At 73.4% G+C, this 17,832-nt stretch carries 14 protein-coding genes; 1 reads left to right on the forward strand and 13 read right to left on the reverse strand.

Going from position 1 to position 17,832, the window contains the following annotated elements:
• Positions 1-69: 69 nt before the first annotated feature.
• The 4 genes from ACWDYF_RS10475 to ACWDYF_RS10490 are packed head-to-tail and all read right to left on the reverse strand — an operon-like array spanning position 70 to position 5,037.
• On the reverse strand, positions 70-1,650 hold the full coding sequence (locus tag ACWDYF_RS10475) for an ABC transporter ATP-binding protein (RefSeq protein WP_389467609.1): 1,581 nt from the start codon (positions 1,648-1,650) through the stop codon (positions 70-72).
• A complete protein-coding gene (locus ACWDYF_RS10480) occupies positions 1,647-2,507 on the reverse strand; it encodes an ABC transporter permease subunit (protein ID WP_389467612.1) in 861 nt (286 codons plus the stop codon). Before ACWDYF_RS10480 ends, ACWDYF_RS10475 begins: the two co-directional genes overlap by 4 nt.
• Positions 2,504-3,454, reverse strand: coding sequence for an ABC transporter permease (locus tag ACWDYF_RS10485; RefSeq protein WP_389467615.1), 951 nt, complete (start codon positions 3,452-3,454; stop codon positions 2,504-2,506). Before ACWDYF_RS10485 ends, ACWDYF_RS10480 begins: the two co-directional genes overlap by 4 nt.
• Positions 3,451-5,037, reverse strand: coding sequence for an ABC transporter substrate-binding protein (locus ACWDYF_RS10490; protein ID WP_389467618.1), 1,587 nt, complete (start codon positions 5,035-5,037; stop codon positions 3,451-3,453). The genes ACWDYF_RS10485 and ACWDYF_RS10490 overlap by 4 nt, the downstream gene beginning before the upstream one ends.
• A gap of 455 nt (positions 5,038-5,492) precedes the next feature.
• Between ACWDYF_RS10490 and ACWDYF_RS10495 the strand changes: the two genes are divergently transcribed.
• A complete protein-coding gene (locus ACWDYF_RS10495) occupies positions 5,493-6,092 on the forward strand; it encodes a hypothetical protein (protein ID WP_389467621.1) in 600 nt (199 codons plus the stop codon).
• Positions 6,093-6,386: 294 nt separating this feature from the next.
• Here the strand turns inward: ACWDYF_RS10495 and ACWDYF_RS10500 are convergent, their stop codons facing one another.
• The 9 genes from ACWDYF_RS10500 to ACWDYF_RS10540 all read right to left on the reverse strand — a co-directional run bounded on the left by ACWDYF_RS10500 (position 6,387) and on the right by ACWDYF_RS10540 (position 17,824).
• Positions 6,387-8,384 carry a class I tRNA ligase family protein gene (locus ACWDYF_RS10500; protein ID WP_389467624.1) on the reverse strand — a complete coding sequence of 666 codons (1,998 nt, stop codon included), beginning with the start codon at positions 8,382-8,384 and terminating at the stop codon, positions 6,387-6,389.
• The gene (locus tag ACWDYF_RS10505) at positions 8,381-9,445 is read right to left on the reverse strand and encodes an NAD(P)/FAD-dependent oxidoreductase (RefSeq protein ID WP_389467626.1); all 1,065 of its coding nucleotides are present in this window, start codon (positions 9,443-9,445) and stop codon (positions 8,381-8,383) included. The genes ACWDYF_RS10500 and ACWDYF_RS10505 overlap by 4 nt, the downstream gene beginning before the upstream one ends.
• Before the next feature lie 101 nt (positions 9,446-9,546).
• Positions 9,547-10,869 (reverse strand): lysine N(6)-hydroxylase/L-ornithine N(5)-oxygenase family protein, encoded by a 1,323-nt coding sequence (locus tag ACWDYF_RS10510; RefSeq protein WP_389467629.1) that lies wholly within the window; start codon positions 10,867-10,869, stop codon positions 9,547-9,549.
• Positions 10,870-10,954: 85 nt separating this feature from the next.
• The gene (locus ACWDYF_RS10515; RefSeq protein ID WP_389467631.1) at positions 10,955-12,388 is read right to left on the reverse strand and encodes a KamA family radical SAM protein; all 1,434 of its coding nucleotides are present in this window, start codon (positions 12,386-12,388) and stop codon (positions 10,955-10,957) included.
• Positions 12,389-12,592: 204 nt separating this feature from the next.
• Positions 12,593-13,204, reverse strand: coding sequence for an SET domain-containing protein (locus ACWDYF_RS10520; protein ID WP_018565863.1), 612 nt, complete (start codon positions 13,202-13,204; stop codon positions 12,593-12,595).
• 4 nt (positions 13,205-13,208) lie between these two features.
• Complete coding sequence (locus ACWDYF_RS10525; RefSeq protein WP_389467636.1) at positions 13,209-14,495, reverse strand: preATP grasp domain-containing protein; 1,287 nt, start codon at positions 14,493-14,495, stop codon at positions 13,209-13,211.
• A gap of 11 nt (positions 14,496-14,506) precedes the next feature.
• Positions 14,507-15,229, reverse strand: a complete 723-nt coding sequence (locus tag ACWDYF_RS10530; protein ID WP_381736504.1) for a class I SAM-dependent methyltransferase — start codon at positions 15,227-15,229, stop codon at positions 14,507-14,509.
• Between the two features lie 319 nt (positions 15,230-15,548).
• Positions 15,549-16,409: an alpha/beta fold hydrolase gene (locus ACWDYF_RS10535; RefSeq protein WP_389467639.1), complete on the reverse strand. Its 861-nt coding sequence runs from the start codon at positions 16,407-16,409 to the stop codon at positions 15,549-15,551.
• On the reverse strand, positions 16,409-17,824 hold the full coding sequence (locus tag ACWDYF_RS10540; RefSeq protein WP_389467642.1) for an MFS transporter: 1,416 nt from the start codon (positions 17,822-17,824) through the stop codon (positions 16,409-16,411). The genes ACWDYF_RS10535 and ACWDYF_RS10540 overlap by 1 nt, the downstream gene beginning before the upstream one ends.
• Between the last annotated feature and the right edge of the window lie 8 nt (positions 17,825-17,832).

Here is a 17,832-nt window from a genome sequence, read left to right on the forward strand (position 1 = left end):
GCGCAGGGGCGCCGGCTTCTGTGCCGGGCGCCCCTGCGGCCCACCGCGTGAAGCTCCCTCCGGCCGCGCCTACTTCGGCACGGTGGGGACCGGACCGCCCTCAGGGGCGAGCAGTTTCCGGGTGACGGGATGCTCCGGGTGCACCAGGACGCGGTCGGCCCGGCCGGCTTCCACCACCCGGCCCTCGTCCAGGACGACGACCCGGTCCGCGCGCGAGGCCGCGGCCGCCAGGTCGTGCGTCACCATGACGACGGTCAGGCCCGGCGTCCGCCGCAACTCGTCCAGCAGGTCAAGGACTCGGCCCGCCGTCTCCGGGTCGAGCGCCGAGGTGATCTCGTCGCACACGAGGACACGCGGTCCGGCGGCGAGTGTCCGCGCCAGCGCCACGCGTTGGCGCTGGCCCCCCGACAACTCCCCCGGGCGGCGCCCCAGTACGTCCTCGTCCAGCCCGACCAGCCGCAGCAGCCGCACCGCCTCCCCGGACGCGTCCCGCGCCGACCGGCCGCCCAGTCCCCTGAGCGGGCGGGTGAGCGCGGCCCTCACGGACTCGCGCGGATTGAGGGCGCCGCGGGCGTCCTGCGCGACGAGCTGCACCGGAGCCGCACGCCCCCGTGGCACGCCGTCGCCCCGCCACTCGACGCTCCCCGCCGCCTTGGGATGCAGCCCCGCGAGGCAGCGGGCGAGGGTGGTCTTCCCCGACCCCGACGCCCCCACGACGGCGGTGCAGGAGCCCGCCGGGACGGCGAGGGAGACGTCGTGCAGCACGGCGGACCGCCCGTGCGCGGCACACAGCCCCCGCACGAGGAGCCCGTCGGCCACCACGGGTCCGGCAGCGGTGACGTGAGGGGCCTCGCCCGGGGAACCGCCGCCCGGGGAAGCACCGGACGGCCGGACGGGCGACGGCGCGACCGGTATCCCGCGCCCGGCGATCCGCCCCGCTTCCAGGCGGATCACGTCGTCCGACACCGATCCGAGCCAGGCCGGGTCATGGCTGACCAGCAGCGCGGCGCGGTCCCCCGCCCGCAGGGTCTCGGCCAGCAGCGCGCGCATCCCGTCCGCCGTGACCGGATCCAGACCGCTGGTGGGCTCGTCGAGGACCAGCAGGCTCGGCCGGCCCGCCAAGGCCAGCGCGAGGGCCACCCGCTGGGCCTGCCCGCCCGACAGCTCCCGGGGCAGCCGCCGCCGGAAGCTCCTGTCGGCGGGCAGCCGCACGGACAGCAGCAGTTCCTCCACCCGCGCGCGGACGCCCCCGCCGCGCGCCACGGCCGAGCGCAGCCGTACCGCCTCGGCGATCTGGGCGCCGATCCGCAGCGCGGGATTGAGCGAGGAGGCCGGGTCCTGCCCCAGGAAGGAGACCACCCTGCCCCGCAGCCGTCGCGCGTCCGCCCGGTCGAACGGATCGAGGCCGGCCACCCGGACGGTTCCGGCACGGACCTCCAGCCCCGGACGCACATGCCCGAGCAGGCCGTGCGCCAGACTGCTCTTGCCCGACCCCGACCGGCCGACGACGCCCAGGACCTGCCCGGCCCGCACCGAGAGGCAGGCATCGCGCAGGACGGGCGGCCCTCCGGCTACGGGACCCACCGTCAGCCCGCCGACCTCGGCGAGCGCACCGGCGTACGGAACGCCGAGGGGCGCTCGGCCCGTCATGCGGCACCCCGCCCCACCCGGTCCGCCAGCCGCCCGGCCAGCAGGCCGACGCAGACGGACAGCAGCACCAGCAGCAGCGCCGGGGCGAGGAACGGCACGGCGGCCAGCGTCGCTCCCGGGACGTTCTCGCTCACCATGCGCCCCCAGTCGGGCGCCGCCCCGCCCGGTCCGAGGCCGAGGAACCCCGCGGTGGCGGTGAGGTGCAGGGAGGCGACCAGGCGCAGCGCGGTGTCCGTCAGGGCCGGTCCGGCGATGTTGGGCAGCACGTCGTGGCGGAGCACGGCCCAGCGGCCGTCGCCCCGGGCCAGGGCGGCTTCGACGTACCCGCCGTCGAGCACGGTGTCCGCCGCGGCACGCAGCACGCGGGCGGAGAACGGAGCGGTGGCCAGGGCGACCGCCGCCACCAGGGTGGCGCGGCTGCCGGGGAACCCCGCGGCCAGGACGAGGACGACGAGGAGGCCGGGGAGCACCGCGAGAGCGTCCACGCAGCGGAGCAGCAGGTCGCCAAGCCGTCGGGAGGCCAGGGCCGCGAGGACCCCGGCGGCCGTCCCGACGGCTCCGGCCGCCGCCGTGCCGGCCAGGGCGGTGAGGACGATGGTGCGGCCTCCGGCGAGCACCCGGCTCGCCACGTCCCGGCCCAGCACGTCGGTGCCGAGGGGGAATGGGCCGTCGGGCTGCTGGAAGGGGGCGGCGAGGCGCGCGGTGGGGCTGTGCGGGGCGACCAGCGGGCCCAGCAGGGCGAGCAGGAGGACGAGCAGGGTGGCCGCCGCCGTGATCAGGGGTGGCCGGCGGCGCCGGGGTGCGCCCGGCCGTTCGGCGCGTGGCCGTCTCCCCGGTGGGGTGAGGACCGTCGTCATCGTCCGTGCCCTTTCCGTGCGCCCAGCAGACGCGCGCAGATGTCACCCGCCAGCAGCACCATGAGCAGCACCCCGGCGAGCGCGGTGGAGATGCCCTGCACCATGGGTATGTCCCGTGCGGCGACGGCCAGTTGGAGTTCCCGGCCGATCCCGGGGTAGTCGAAGACGTTCTCCACCACCACCGCCGAGCCGACCAGCGCGCCCGTGGTGAGGGTGAGCGCCTGGACGGCGGGGCCCGCGGCGTTGGGCAGGATGTGGCGGACGGCGAGCCGCGCCCCGCGCACTCCGTTGAGCCGTGCGGCCTCGCAGTAGGGGCCGGCCGCGACGTCGGCGACGGAGGTCCGCAGCAGCCTGGTGGCCACCGCGAGACCGACCGCGCTGAGCGTCAGCACCGGCAGGACCAGCGCGCGCGGCACGTCGAGCGGGGTGCCGCCCAGGGGGATGACGGAGACCCGGGGCAGGATCCCCAGCCATACGGACAGGACGGCGACGAGCAGCGTGGCGACGATGAACTCCGGTACCGCGGCCAGGATCTGCGCGGCCGTCGAGACGAAGCGGTCGGCGGCGCCGCCGCGCAGGCCGGTCCACAGGCCCAGCAGCGTGGCGAGCGGCACGGTGACCGCGAGTGTCAGCCCGGCGAGGAGCAGGCTGTTGGGCAGCCGGGCCGACAGGACCTCGGTGACCGGGCGGCCCCCCATGAAGCCACGGCCCAGGTCCCCGCGGACCGCGCCCGCGAGCCAGTCCGCGTACCGCTCGGCGGCCGGCCGGTCCAGGCCGAGCCCGGCCCGGACGTCGGCGCGCCGCGCCTCGGAGGCGTCCGCTCCCGCGACCGCGCTCACGGCGTCCCCGGGGAGTACCGCCGTGGCCGCGAAGATCACGGCCGACAGCACGATGAGCAGGGCGGCCGCGCCCGCGAGGCGGCGGCCGACGAAGGCGGCCAGGTTCACGCCAGCGACGCCCGGGAGAAGCCGGGGAACTGCTCGAAGAGGTCGTCGCGGATCCCGGCGACCCCCTTGGCCTGGGCGTTCAGGTGCGGTTTGAAGACCGGCAGCACCTGGTTGCCGTCCTCCCAGCGCGTACGCTGCGCCTGGGTGCCCATTTTCTTCGCCTCGCGGCTGTCGCTCTCGGCGCGGGCCCTGGCGACGAGGGCGTCGGTCGCGGACCCCTTCCAGCCGAACGCCGAGGGCGATCCGCCCGCCGTACTCATCTGGTAGGCCGACAGGGCGGGGACGGGCATCTGGTGGGAGCCGGCGAACGGCAGCGCCGCGTAGGCGGGGAAGTCCGCGTACAGCTGCCCCGCGGGCAGTTCCCGGACGGACGCGCGGACACCCGCCTTCTTCAGGTCCTCGACGAAGAGGGCGGCCGTCTCCACCATGCCCGGGGTCTCGGGGCCGGTCGTCAGCGTCACCTTCATCCCTTCGGCCCCCGCCTCCTTGAGCAGCGCGCGGGCCCGCTCCGGGTCGTGGGCGCGCTGGGGCAGGCTCTCGGCGTAGTCGGGGAAACCGATCGCGGGGAGGTCGTTGCCGGCCTGGGCGTTGCCGTAGAAGACGGTCCTCACCATGGCCTGCCGGTCGACGGCGAGCTTGAACGCCTCCCGGACCCGAGGGTCGTCGAAGGGCTTGGCGCTCATGTTCATCTGGAAGGAGAGACCGACGAAGGAGGGGCTCCTCGTGGGGACGAGTTCGACCTTCCCGCTGTCGTCGAGCGTGCGCGCGGTGACGGGTGACAGGTCGTGGGCGAACTCGATCTCACCGCTGGTGAGCGCGCCGGCCCTGGCGGTCGAGTCGGCGATCGACCGCAGCTCCAGGCCGTCCAGGTGCGGCACATGGCCGTAGTGGTCGTCGTAGCGCTCGAACGCCGAGCCCTGGCCCGCGGTGAACCCGGTCAGCCGGAAGGGACCGCAACTGGGCATGCCCTCGCGGAAGACCTTCGTGCCGTTCTTGACGACGAGGAAGTTGCCCTGGCACAGGATCATGCGGCCGTCGGCGATGGGCCGCAGCGTGGGCAGTACGACCTTCAGGTCTCCGTCGGCCCTGGCGTGCGCGAGGTCGAAGTCGGCGGCGGCGAGCCGGTACACGGGCAAGGTGCTCCTGGCCGCGAGGGTGCCCAGAGAGTGCAGGATGTCGGCGGAGGTCAGTTCGGAGCCGTCGGTGAAGCGGACGCCGGGGCGCACATGCAGGGTGTAGGCCGACAGGTCGTCGGAGACGTCGATGCCCTTGAGCACGCCGTAGCGCACCCCGTCGGCCCCGCTCGGATCCAGGTCGCCGAGCGTGCCGTGCCAGGCGCGGGCGCGCACCAGGTCCAGTGCCGAGGGGCTGTTGAAGAAGTCGAGGGACTCGGCGGCGCCGCCACCGACGAAGGCGGCGCGCAGCGTGCCGCCCGAGCGGGGCGAGGCGCCCGCTCCCGCCTTCCGGCCGGAGCCGGGCTCGTCGGTGGAGCACGCGGCCAGCAGGCCGGGTCCCACCGCCAGAGCCGCGGCACCCGCCGCGCCCCTGCGGAGGAAGGCGCGGCGATCGAACTGTCTGGACATGTTTCTCCTTGCCGTTGTGCGGGCTGAACCGAGCACCGGGAGATCTCCGCGCGGCACATGAACCGAGGCCAGGGCGAAGGCGGTTGACCGGGGGCGACGAGCGCGCGGACGGACGGGCGGTACCGCACGGCCTCGCGCGCACCGTCGCGGCACGACAACCAGACAATAGACGAAAACGACTTCCATATTCAATAAAGATCTGGACGACCCGCCCGCGCCCGGCGTCTCCGTCATCCGGGTGGGGACGGACGCTCGGCTGCTCTACGCTCTTGGGGCGCAACCAACCGCCGCGATCAGGGGGGTACTTGGTGTCTTCGGCGTCGCCGTCCCACAACAACGATCCGGCCCCGGCTCCCGGCCCGCCTCCGCCACCGCCTCGGCGCTCGGCTCTGCGTCGCGCCCGGGACTGGTTCGCGGGGTTGAGCGAAGGTGGCAAGGTCGCCCTCGTCGGAGCGGTGATCACGACTCTCGGCGGTGGTGTCTTCGGTCTGATCACCGCTGTCGCCCCTGCTGTCCTGACCAGCGCCGACAAGGACGACAAGCCATCGGTGCAGGCGTCCGAGACGCCGGGCACGGCCGTCTCACCAGCGACCGCCGCTCCGCCGGACGCTCAGCACGCCGAGTCCGGTTCGCCGGACGCCCCTGCGCCAAGCGTCAGTTCTAGCTCTGACCCGAACGCCGTCCAGTACACAGGATCTGTCCGTATCGCGGACGCAGGACCGGACCTCGACCTCGTCCCTCCGAAGATCGGCACCTCCCACCCTGCCCCCGACATTGTCATCGCCCCGTTCGACCCGTCGCACATTGAGGCGTACAGCGTGGTGGACGAGCCCCGATTGGCGCTCTGGACAGGCTCGGCGATGCCCGACAGGCAGGGCTGTTCCGACCTGCTCTCCACTCAAGGGGGGACAAGAGTGAAGGTGGAGAAAGGAACGGTGGTCTGCGTCCGGACCGATACCGGGCGCATCGCCGTCCTGACCGTCACCGCGACGAGCGGTGATACCGAAACCGGTGACCTGGCACAGGTGACCGTGTGGTCCGAGGTCACCGACTAGAACCCGCCCGACCAGGCTGGGGCGAGGCGGTCGCCGGGGAACTGCGGCGCGTCCGTGCGGCCCGCGCGACCCTCCACCGGCGTCGGCTCGCCACGAACGGCGACCTCCCTGATCGGGCGGGCAGCCGACCGCTTCAGCCGCGCCCACGGGGGATGTTTCTCCTCCGGCGGCGGTAGCGACTCCGCCCGCCACCGACACGATGCGCTCCCCCGGCCCGGCCGCCGAAGGAGCGCATCTGTGGGTTTTCCGGAACGGTGAGCCGCCGTTCGACGACTGAGGGGGCGGCCCGTGGCCCTAGTTCGCGGCGGGCGCCTCCGGGCTGGGGCGGAAGAAGACGGCGGACGTGAGGCCGACGGGGCCGCCGGGCGGGAGGAGTTCGACGGTGTGCGGCCAGGTCTCGGGCCGGGGCAGCCCCAGGGCCGTGGCGAGCCGGGAGGCGAAGCGGGGCATCAGGGGGGTGGCCGCGGTGGCGAGCAGGCGGGCGGCGGCCAGTTCGAGGGCGACCGCGGTGCGGTTCTCGTCGTGCCACTCCCGGTTGCCCGCCAGGAGCGCCTGGCGGCGCCCGAAGGCGGCGGCGTCCTGGGCGATGCCGTCCAGTTCGGCGGCGGCCTGCCTCAGGGAGAACCCGTCGGGGCCGAGCGCGGCGGTGAGGGCGGCCAGGCGGTTGCCGAGCCGGCCGAGGAAGGCCGAGTGCTCGGGGGTCCAGTTCCCGGCGTCCGGGGCGGTGCCCCCGTGGTGGGTGTCGACGCGGCGCCCGAGGTCGTTGAGCCACTCCTGCCAGGTGCCGATGAGGGTGTCCCGGAGCACGGCGTCGTAGACGGCGCGCCGGAAGTCGGTGCGTTCGCCCTCGGGGCGGGTGCGGGCGAGGAAGTACCGGACCGCGTCGACGCTGTCGGGCCCGAGGATCTCCTTGCCCCAGACGGCGTGGCGGCGGCTGGTGGAGAACTTCTCGCCCTCCAGCAGGTAGAACTCGTTGACGTGGTAGTCGATGTCGGGTGCCCACCGCGGGAAGGCGAGCTGGTAGAGGACCGGGTAGAGCACCGAGTGGTAGAAGCTGTTGTCGTAGCCGAAGAAGTGGACGATCTTCCAGTCCGGTCCGGGGTCCAGCGCCCGCCAGTCCTCGCCGTCGCGCTCGCCCAGGGCCTGGATGCCGTGCAGGAAGCCGTACGCCATCTCGGGCCACACCCAGATGACCTGGCCGTCGGTGGTGTCCTCGGCGGGGGGCACGCCCCAGGTGGAGGGGTGGGTGAGGGGGATGTCGAGGGCGGGGCGGGTGAACAGGCGGTGGGCCAGCTCCGCCAGCCGGGCCGGGACGCGTCCCTGGCCGTGGTGTGCGCGGACCGCGTCGGCGAACTCGTGGAGGGGCAGGGACAGCCGGGTGACCGGTGCGCGGCGGGGGGCGGCCGGTGACAGCGCGGACCGGGGGTCCTTGAGGTCGCTGACCACGTTGGGCTCGCCGCACTCCTCGCACAGGTTGCCGCCGGTCCCGGCCGCGCAGTGGGGGCAGGTGCCGGTGACGTCCACCTCGTAGAGGTACTGGCCGCCGTCGGCGTCGAAGAGCCCCTCACCGGTGGTGGGGGTGACCTCTCCCGAGGCGACGAGCCGGGAGAAGTACTCCCGCAGGCCGTCCGGGTAGCGCGGGTCGGTGCTCGTGACCGTGTACTGGTCCGGCTCGATGTCCATCAGCCGCAGTGTCCCGGCGATCTCGGCGCTGTGGTGGGCCGCCGTGCCGGCCGGGTCCCGGCCCTCGTCGCGGGCGGCGCCCAGGACGTAGCTCTGGTAGTCGTCGCTGCCGGTCAGGTGCCAGGCCCGGGTGCCGTTCATCCGCTGGAAGCGCACGTAGGCGTCGGCACCCAGATACGGCCCGGACAGATGGCCGAGGTGCAGGTCGCCGTTGGGGGTGGGCGGGGTGGAGAAGACGAAGACCGGCCGGTCGCCGAAGCTCTTGCGGGCGGTGGACCGGGCCGAGGCCATCGCGCGCTCGGCGTCCCGCCAGTACTGGGTGAGGAAGACCAGGTCGGTGCTGCCGGTGTTGTGCAGGACATGGGACTCGAAGGGCTCGAACAGCGCCACCGTGCCGGGCTCGGCGGCGAACCGTTGCGTCCCGGCCACGAACTCGCCGCTGCCGGCGACGACGACGAACAGCTCGGTCTCGTCGTGGTGGTGGCTGTCGGAGCTGCGGCCCGGGGCGACCCGCCCCCAGCCGGCCCCGACGCCCAGGCCCTCGACGGAGCTCATGTCGATGCCGAACGCCTCGTGCAGCGCGTCCGGGTCGTACCTGTTGATGATCACCTCTGGGCCTCCTGTGCGGGGGGTGCGGGATCGAGCAGATCGGCGGCCTCTGCGGCGAGGGCGGGCGCGAGCCGGTAGCCCGAGCCGCCCGCCGCGCCCGCGAACACCAGGCGCCCGTGCGGGTCGAGCGCGCTCACGAGCGGCTCGTGGGCGGGGCCGTACGCGTCGCAGAAGACCCGCCCCGAGACGCAGTCGCCGACCAGGGCGGGCGCGTAGCGGCCCAGGACGGCGCGGGCCTCGGCGAGGTTGCGCGCCGAGACGCCCTCCGTCACCGTCCGGGGGTCGACGTCCCACTCCGGGCAGGTGTAGCTGAACAGCCAGTGCCCGCGGTGGTGCAGGGGCAGCAGGAACGCGTCCTCGTCGTGGAAGACGATCGCGTGGTCGCCGTCGCGCGGCGGCACATCGACGTGCATCGCCACGATCTTCTTCACCCGGGCGCCCAGGGGCGCCACGAGTCCCTGCCAGGCGGGGGCGGCGAGCCAGGGCCCGGGGGCGAGCAGCGCCCGCTTCGCCGTGAGGGTCCGGCCGGTGCTCAGGACGACCTCGACGGCCCGCTCGCCGGGATGTACGCCGGTGACGCGCACACCCTCGTGGAACGCGGCCCGGCCGCGCAGCCGCCGGGCGAGCAGCTGGGTCAGGGCGGACACGTCGGCGTACTGGCAGCCGTCGCCCTCCCAGGCCGCGGTGCCGGGCGGGAGGAGGACACGGTCGTCGGGCGGACCGGGCACGGGCCGCAGGCGGGCGCTCGGCAGGTAGGCGGCGCGCAGTTCCGCCGCGCGGCCGGCGGAGGCGACCACGGTCATGGGCAGCGGGCGGACGGGCAGGTCGGGATAGCGGGCCAGCAGCGCGGTGTAGGCGTCCTGGCTGCGGGCGGCCATGCGGCGCACCCGTTCGGTGGCGCCGCGGGGGAAGTGCAGACCGGCCGAACGGTGGCTGGCGCCGGAGCCGATGGTGTCCTGGTCCAGGACCACGACGGAGGCGCCGGGGCGGCGGGTCACGACCTCGTGGGCGGTCATGCAGCCGATGACCCCGGCCCCGACGACCACCACGTCCACGTCCACGCGCGCACCCCCGTCCCTGTACCAGTCCCTGTACCTGTCCCTGTCCCTGTCCCTGTCGGCGGCTGTGTCCGCGGCCGGGGGCACGGGGCCCGTGGGCGCCGTCACGGGAGCCACGCGTTCTTGGGGCCGGTCTTCGTCGACCACTCGATGAACGAGGCCAGCGGGTCGTCGCTGCGCACCCCGCGCAGCCGGTCCGCGATGCGCCGGCTGCGCCAGGCGTTGAGGCTCAGGTTGGGGTCGGCGAGACCGCGCTGCTGCCGTACCGCGTTCTGGACGAAGATGTTGCGGTCCGGCGGGCCGTCCCAGCGGACGGCGAAGTCCTGGTCGACGCGGAGTTCGCCGTCCTCGCGCTCCAGCCTGTCGGCGATCGGGGCGAGGAAGCCGGTGGGCGCGGGCCGGAAGCCGGTCGCCCAGACCACCACGTCCGCCTCGTGCCGCTCCACCTCCCCGGGCTGCTCGTGGTGCCGGGTCGCGATGTCCCAGGTGTCCGCGATGCCCCGGCCGACCTCGACGACCTCGCGGTTGGGCTGAAGCCGCACCAGGTCGGGCCGTCCGTCGACGAAGCGGTGGACGTACATCCGCTGGTAGATGGCCCGCAGGGTGTGCGGGGAGATCCCGTCGCTGCTCAGCACCTGCTCGGCGTTGAACGCCTTCCGCGCGTCCACGGGCAGGCCGTAGAAGTAGTCGGAGTGGCAGGGCATGTAGAAGTCGTTGGTGAAGGGCGAGTCGTCGATGGGGAAGTAGTTGCGGCGGCGGGAGATCCAGGACACCCGGCGGGGCAGCGCGTCGCCGGGCCGGGAGATGAGGTCCAGGAACGCCTCCGCGCCGGACTGTCCGCCGCCGACGACCACGATCCGCTTGCCGCCCATCTCGCGGGCCCGGGTGGTGAACTCGCTGACGTGGAACTGGGTGGGCTCCGGTCGGCGTGCTGCCTGGGGCGGCAGGTACGGGCGGCTGCCGACGCCGAGCACGACGTTGTCGGCGGTCAGGGTGCGCCGGCCGGTGCGTACGCGGAACACGCCCGCGGCGAAGCCGACCTCCCGCACCTCCTCGCCGAAGACGATGTTGTCGTTGCGGGCGCAGGCCCAGGCCAGGTAGTCGCGGAACTCCTGCCGGGGCACCGCGGTGAACTGCGCGTTGATGAAGTGGTAGGCGCGGCCCCGGTCGTGCAGGTAGGCGAGGAAGGAGAAGGGGTTGGTCGGGTCGGCGAGGCTGACCAGGTCCTTGAACAGCGACACCTGGAGGGTCGTGCCGTCGATCTGCTGTCCGTCGTGCCAGCCGAAGGCCGGTTTCCGGTCGAGGAAGAGATTGGACACCTCGGCGGGCGTGTGCAGGAGGGATGCCAGGCTCAGGTTCGCCGGCCCCACTCCGACCCCGATGCACCGGTAGTGCGCCACGGGGTGTTCGGGACGGTTGTGTCCCATGTCCGGGCCTCTCTTTCGGGTGACGATGGAGGGATCACTGACTGCGCCGGTCACCGGTGGGGGCGGCGGCGCGCGGGGCGGGGCCTCATCGCACGGCGGAGAAGCGGGGGCCCGGGGCGGCGGCGCCGCCGGAGGGCGCGCCGGGTGCGGGGGTGCCGAGGGCGTGCGAGCGCCACCACTCGCGGCCCTCGTCCGGGAGGGTGTACACCGGGTCGTAGTACTCGTGGAGCCGTGACAGGTCGTCGGCGTCGCCCGGGTCGAGGTGGGTGCGGTAGTTCTTGGACCAGTAGGAGATGCCGTGCACCCGGTCGTAGTCGGCGAGTTGGTGGACCCAGCGCTTTCCCACGAAGGGCACGTCACAGACGATGCGCGGGGTCGCGAAGCCGGGGAGGTAGCCCATGATGGCGTGCTGGAGTTCCTGTGCCTCGGCGACCGACGTCCGCCAGTGCTCGCTGTACGGGATCATGTCGCACATGTAGAAGTAGTAGGGCATGATCCCGGCCCGGTCGAGCAGGGCGAAGCACAGGTCCAGCAGGGCGTGCGGGGTGTCGTTGACCGTCCGCAGCAGGACCGCCTGGTTGCGCACGTCGCGCAGGCCGGCGTCCAGGAGCAGCCGTGAGGCGTGGGCGACGCTGCGGGTGATCTGCTGCTCGGCGTTGGCGTGGGTGTGCAGCGCGATCTGCACGCCCCGCGCGCGGGCCGTCTCGGACAGCCGGGCCACACCCGCCAGGACGGCGCCGTCGGTCCAGTACTGCGGGAGCCCGATCAGACCCTTGCTGGCCAGCCGTACGTCTCGTACCGACTCGATCTCCAGCAGGGCGTCGACGAACGCCTCGACGCGGGGCCAGGGCACGTTGGCGATGTCGCCGCCGGAGACCACCACGTCCCGCACGACCGGGGTCTTCCGCAGGTAGTCGATCATGGCTTGGAGCCGTGCCTCGGGCTTGAGCACGAAGCGGGTCTTGCCGACCTGCGGGGTGGAGTTGCCCACGAGGTCCATGCGGGTGCAGTGCCCGCAGTACTGCGGGCAGGTCGTCACCAGTTCCGCCAGCACCTTGGTGGGGTAGCGGTGCGTCAGCCCCTCGGTGGCCCACATGTCCCGCTCGTGGAGCGAGTCGCGGTCGGCGTAGGGGTGGGAGGGGAAGTCCGTCCGGCGGTCGGAGAACACCGGCAGCATGTAGCGGCGCACCGGGTCGGAGTAGTAGGCGTCGGTCAGCGACCCGGGCCGCCCGGACGGGGCGTGCGGCGCGATGGTGTTGATCATGTGCGGGGTGATGAGCAGCGACATGGTCGCGCGCTCGCGCTGGTCGCGCTCCAGGTCCGCGAAGAAGGTGTCGTCCAGCAGATCGCCGGTGACCGCGCGCAGTTGGCGGAGGTTCTTCACACAGTGGGCCCGCTGCCACTGGGGCGAGTCCCACTCCTCCTCGGTGGCCTCGCGCCACCCGGGTAAGCGCCGCCAGTCGGGTTCCTCGGCCTCCGTGCGGCGGTAGGAGTACGGCTGTGACAGGCCGTCGGACATGCCAATCCTCTCGGTCGGTTCCACGTCGGTGCCGGGGGCGGGACGGTGGGGGTACGGGCCCTGGCCGGGCCCTCGCCACCCCGTACCGGCGCTGCCGCTCCGCCGCCCCGCGCCCCGCGGCGGTGGTGCCGCGGGGCGCGGGGGACCCGGGCCGGGGCTACGGGCGACGGCCCGGGGGCCGTGCGTCCGGAGCCGGCCGGGCGGTCAGCGTACGAAGGAGGGCGCGCACACGCTCGCGCCGCTGGACACCTGGTCCAGGGTGCTCAGTCCGCGCAGCGCCCGGCCGTAGGGTTCGCTCAGAGGGGCGAGTACGTCGTGCAACGGCTGGTCGACCTCGGGGAGTTGCCGTAGGGCCTGCTCCACCCGGTCCTTCCAGCGTCCGGTGACGGCGGGGTCGCCGCCCTGGTCCGTCGTGACCGTCCCCCGGCAGCCGGGGCCGCGGCACAGGCACCGCATGCTCCAGCCCGCGTCCTCGACGAAGGTCGCGTAGTCGCACGTGACCTCCTCGCCGGGGGCGATGTCCCGTACGGCGATGCCGAAGTCCAGCCCGAGGTCGAGGACGTTGGCCTCGCAGGAGTGGTTCATCAGGTAGGCGCCGAGGCAGGGCAGCAGCAGGCTGCCGTCCCGCAGCAGGTGCCCGTAGGTGTCGAGCGCCGTGAAGCGGGCCTCGGGCAGCGCGGCGACCTCCTCCTTCGACCAGCGGGAGCATTTGGTGCAGGGTGCCCAGACGGCGGTCCCGGCCGGGACGGTCTCGGTGGCGAACAGTCCCACGTTGTGGGTGCGGCTGGCGCGTACGTCGATCCCCTTGGTCAGCACGGGATCACGCCAGCTTCAGCACGTCGGCGAGACCGGACTCCAGTTCGTCCACCCGGCTGTGGCTCTCGGCCACGACCAGGTAGCGCCACTTGCCGTCGAAGGCGAGCGTGTCGGAGGTGAGGACCACGCCTTCCCGTGCGCCGGGTGTGAAGTCGAGGCCCGCGCTGCGGACCCGCGCGAGTCCGGCGGCGAAGTCCCGTTCGACCCCGCCGGGACGGGAGTCGGCCGCCCATACAGTCCGGGCCGCCCGCTCCGTGCCGAGCAGCCGCCGGACGAGCAGGTCCAGATAGGTGCAGCCGGTCCGGCGGACGTTGCTCTCGGTGGAGTACAGCACGTCGTCCGCGGTGATGCCGCCGTCGATGTCGAAGGGGCCGCGGTAGCCCTCCGTGTGCAGGTGGCGGCCCAACGCCAGCCCGCTCTCGACCAGTTCCTCCACCGCCGAGCTGCTCGCCACCAGCGGGGTGACCTGCCCGCTGAAGCTGCCGTTCGGGGTGCGCATCTCCCCGACGTGCAGGACGCGGGGGCCGTCCTCGTCCACCTCCATCTCGACGGTCACCACCCGGGCGAAGCCGAGCCGTTCCTCGACCACCCAGCCGGGGGGCTGCTCGGCGACCGTCGGGAGGTAGGCGGCGAGCCCGGCCTCCAGCTCGGGCAGGTCCGCCGCGTCCCAGAAGCCGACGCCGTAGCCGTTGGAGCCGCGCGCGGGCTTCACGACCGCCGCGCCCTTCTCGGTGAGGATCTTGCGCAGGCCCGCGGCCAGTTCCTCGGGGGTGTCGCAGGTGAGCCCGTCGGCGATCCTGATGCCGAGGTCACCGGCGACCTGCCGGAAGCCGGGCTTGGTGTTGATCCGGTACGCGGCCGCCACGGCGCTCGCGGGGACGCCGTCCGGCCCGTATCCCTCCAGGGGTACGCCGATCTCCGCGGCGAACTCGACGGCGGGGCGGTCCTGGGCGAAGGGCTGCATGCGGATGCCGGGCCGCTGCCGCACCTCCGAACGCAGCCGCTCCACCAGGCCGTTGCGGCGGACGGCGGCGGTCAGGGTCGCCAGTGCGTCCGTGGGGGCGTCCAGCAGCGTCACGTCCGAGGGCGAGAAGCCGAGCAGGTCGCAGGCGTAGTCGCACAGCGGTCCGGACATGGGGCGGGGGGTGACGAGGACGTCGCCGGGCTGGGTGAGCCAGATCTTGCGCGGCGAGACGGCGACGAGCGCGTCGGCGTGCCGGTGCACGGGGACGGTGACCATCAGCTCGTTGACGAAGTTGCCGAAGACCAGCAGGGGGTGCTCGCGATGCACGGTGGTTGTCCTCACTTCCGGGGCTTCACGCCGCCGTAGACGGCGTGGCCGGCCTTCATCCAGTGGACGTCGACGTCGGTGAACCCGGCGTCGCGCAGCCAGCCGAGCTGGTCGGGGAGCGGGGAGGGCTTGTCGAGCTCGTCGGGGTACTCGTAGCAGCTCCACTCCAGCGCGTGGAACCGCTCGTACGGTTCGAGGCCGCCCGTCCCGGCCAGGCTCTGCGCCTTGACCGACTCGTTCCACATCCGGCGGGCGAGGGCGAGGCCGCGTTCGCCGACGGGCTGCACGAGGTCGGCGATGACGAGCGCTCCGCCGGGGCGCAGCAGGGCGAACACATCGGTGAACAGCGCGCGTTTGCCGGCACCGTCCAGGTGGTGCACGGCCAGCGAGGACACGACGGCGGCCGGCGCCTGGTCCCGGGTGCGCCAGTCCGCGGCGGCGAGGTCGAACTTCTCGGTGACGAAGCGGGGGCCGTAGGAGGACAGCTCCTGCTGCGCGGTGCCCAGCATGGTGGGGCTCAGGTCCAGTCCCACCACGGTGGCCTGCGGGAAGGCGGCGAGGAGCGCCCCGCTCAGCCGGCCCTGGCCGCAGCACAGGTCCAGGATCTGCGCCGGGCCCTCGGGCTCCGGGAGGAGCGAGGTGACGACGTCCATCTGCACGTCGCGTTCCGGGACGAAGTACTCACCCAGCTCGATGAATTCGCCCGAGTCGTCTTCTTCCCAGTCCTGTTGCACGCTCAAGGGATGCTTCCTTTCGCTTTCTCGCGATGGTCGGAACATCGTCGCCACGGCCGGGCGAGGACGGGCGTTCCAAGTCCCCCGGAAGGATGACCGGGCATGCCTGCATGGCGACAGGAAAAGCGCAGCCTTGCCACCGACTGAATTCCGTCGGCGCTATCGGGAACAATCTCCCGGCGACCCGTTGAATGGGCAGGAGGAGGAGAGTGGGAAAGGCCCTTTCAGATGAGGTTCGGTGAACGAGAAGCAGTGCTGGCGATTGATCCCCCCGCCGCCGGTCCGCAGCTTTTCCCTAGCCTTTCCCTATTCTTTCCCATCATACGTGAATTACGGACTTGTGGTCCAGGAACCGCCGGATCGCCGCCGTGACGGCCTCGGGGGCATCGGCGTGGCACATGTGCCCGGCCCCGGCGACGACTTCGGGCGTGCCGCGGGCGACGGACCGGGTGAGGCGCGCCACGTGGCCGGGACCGGCCCAGCCGTCCAGGTCCCCCGCGATGACCAGGGCGGGGCGGACCACGTCGGCGGCCCGCTCCATCACCGCGTCCAGCCGGGGGAACACCTCTTCGTTGAAGTGGCGCAGCGCGTCGGTGTTCGCCGGCCACCGGGCGAGCCGTGCCTGCCAGGCGCGTACCGCTGGTGTCATGGGTCCCACCCACAGCGGGATGACGTCGGCGACGAGCCGGCCGAGGGCGGCGTCGTCCGGGGGGTAGTCGTCCCCCTGGGCGGCGAGCGCCGCCAGCGCCGCGGCGACCGCCGGTTCGGCGCGCCGGGCCTGCTGGAACGCCTCCGCCTCGGCCTCGGCCTCGTCGCCGCCGTACGCGGGCGTCGCCAGGAGCACCAGGCTGCGGACGAGGTCGGGGCGGTCCGCGGCGACCAGGGCGGCGACCATCCCGCCGTGCGAATGGCCCAGCAGGTCGACGGGGCGTCCGCCCGCCTCCCGCTCGATCCAGGCCACCAGGTCCTCCGCGTACCGCTCCGGCCGGTAAGCTCCCGGCCCGTGCGGGCGCGGGCTGTCTCCCGTACCGCGCGGGTGGACCAGGGCCACCGTCCGGCCGCCCGGGGCGGCGAGGGCGGCCAGGGGGTCCAGGTAGTGCGGGTGCATTCCCGGTCCGCCGGGGTGGCACACCAGCAGGGGGCCGCTGCCGTACCGGGTGTCGGCCAGCCGCAGCGCCATCACGCCTCCTTGGGGACGAACAGCCGGGCGCAGAGCGCGGAGGCCACCGTCAGCACCGCGGCGACGGCCAGGGCGTTCTGCGGCGAGGTGGCCCCCACCAGGAAGCCGCCCGCCGCCGTGCCGATGGGGAACCCGATCAGGTTGACGCTGATGGAGACGGTCATGATGCGGCCCAGCCAGCCCGGGTCGGTACGCCGTTGCCGCAGGGAGAGCAGACTGACGTTGACCGTCCCCTCCATCAGGCCGAACGCGGCCAGTCCGACGGTGAGGGCGACGAGGGAGCCCAGCGCGCTGAGGGGGTAGATCGCGACGGCCGCCAGAGCGGTGGCCCCCACCAGGTAGCGGCGTTCGACCCCGGCGCGGACGAGCTTGCCGGCCACGAGCGCGCCCATGCCGCCGCACAGCCCGGCGACGGCCCACACCACACCCACCCAGCGGCTCGACGCGTCCCCTTCGGTGCCCCACCGCGCGATGGCGACCGGGACGATGAGGACCAGCATCCCGTACGACACCTGGAACAGGGAGTAGGAGACCGCGAGTCCGCGCAGGGTGGCGTTGCGCAGGAGGTAGACGACGCCCTCCCAGGCCGAGCGCAGCAGGTGCGGGCGCGGTCCGGCCGCACCGGCCGTGGCGCCCCCGGACGCGGCGCCCGCGGCCGTGGCCTCGGCGGCGGTCGCCGCACCGGTCGATGTGCCCGTGCGCAGCAGGGCCAGGCTGAGTCCGGCGAGCCCGTACATGGCGGCCACGGTGATCAGCGTCGGGTTGGCGCCGAGTGCGGCGAAAAGGGTGCCGGCGACCAGCGGGCCGCCCACCTCGATCACCGAATAGGTGCTCAGGTCCAGCGCGTTCGCCCGGTCGTAGGCGGAATCCGGGACGAACTGCGGGAACAGCGTCCGGATTCCCCCGTCGGTCAGCGGGCTGGTCAGGGAGAACAGCGCCAGCAGAACGTAGAGGACGACCGGCGCCAGCCGGTCGGCCAGGGAGAACACCGCGATCGCGCCGATGATCAGTCCGCTGGCCGCGGTGTCCAGGGCCACCGCCCGCAGCGCGCCGAACCGGTCGAGAACGGCACCGGCGACCGGGCTGATGAGGAACCCCGGGAGGGTGAGGAAGAAGCCGCACATTCCGGCGACCGAGGCCGAGTCGAATTCGGCGAGCGCATACAGCACGATGACGAACAGCAGCATCCCGTGCGCCAGCCGGGAAAGGGATGCCGCGAGCAGGAGTTGTGGAACGTTACGGCTTGCGAGGACCTGTCGGTACGTGACGGCCGGTTTCACGGCGGAATCCACGGAACCTTGCGGTGGTGTCATGCTGACGCACTCACCCGTGAGCCGGCCGTATCCGTGGCGTGCCGCACACGGAAACACATCACGCGAAGTCCCCCCTGTCATGAAGATACCAGTGATACACATGCGATCGA

The sequence above is a fragment of the Streptomyces sp. NPDC003284 genome, assembly GCF_053589675.1.

What these genes read in the sequence shown, in the direction of transcription:
- ACWDYF_RS10490 (WP_389467618.1), bottom strand. Translation starts at nt 5,037, where the DNA reads ATGTCCAGACAGTTCGATCGCCGCGCCTTCCTCCGCAGGGGCGCGGCG.
- ACWDYF_RS10515 (WP_389467631.1), bottom strand. Translation starts at nt 12,388, where the DNA reads ATGTCCGACGGCCTGTCACAGCCGTACTCCTACCGCCGCACGGAGGCC.
- ACWDYF_RS10535 (WP_389467639.1), bottom strand. Translation starts at nt 16,409, where the DNA reads ATGGCGCTGCGGCTGGCCGACACCCGGTACGGCAGCGGCCCCCTGCTG.
- ACWDYF_RS10480 (WP_389467612.1), bottom strand. Translation starts at nt 2,507, where the DNA reads ATGACGACGGTCCTCACCCCACCGGGGAGACGGCCACGCGCCGAACGG.
- ACWDYF_RS10475 (WP_389467609.1), bottom strand. Translation starts at nt 1,650, where the DNA reads ATGACGGGCCGAGCGCCCCTCGGCGTTCCGTACGCCGGTGCGCTCGCC.
- ACWDYF_RS10510 (WP_389467629.1), bottom strand. Translation starts at nt 10,869, where the DNA reads ATGGGACACAACCGTCCCGAACACCCCGTGGCGCACTACCGGTGCATC.
- ACWDYF_RS10540 (WP_389467642.1), bottom strand. Translation starts at nt 17,824, where the DNA reads ATGTGTATCACTGGTATCTTCATGACAGGGGGGACTTCGCGTGATGTG.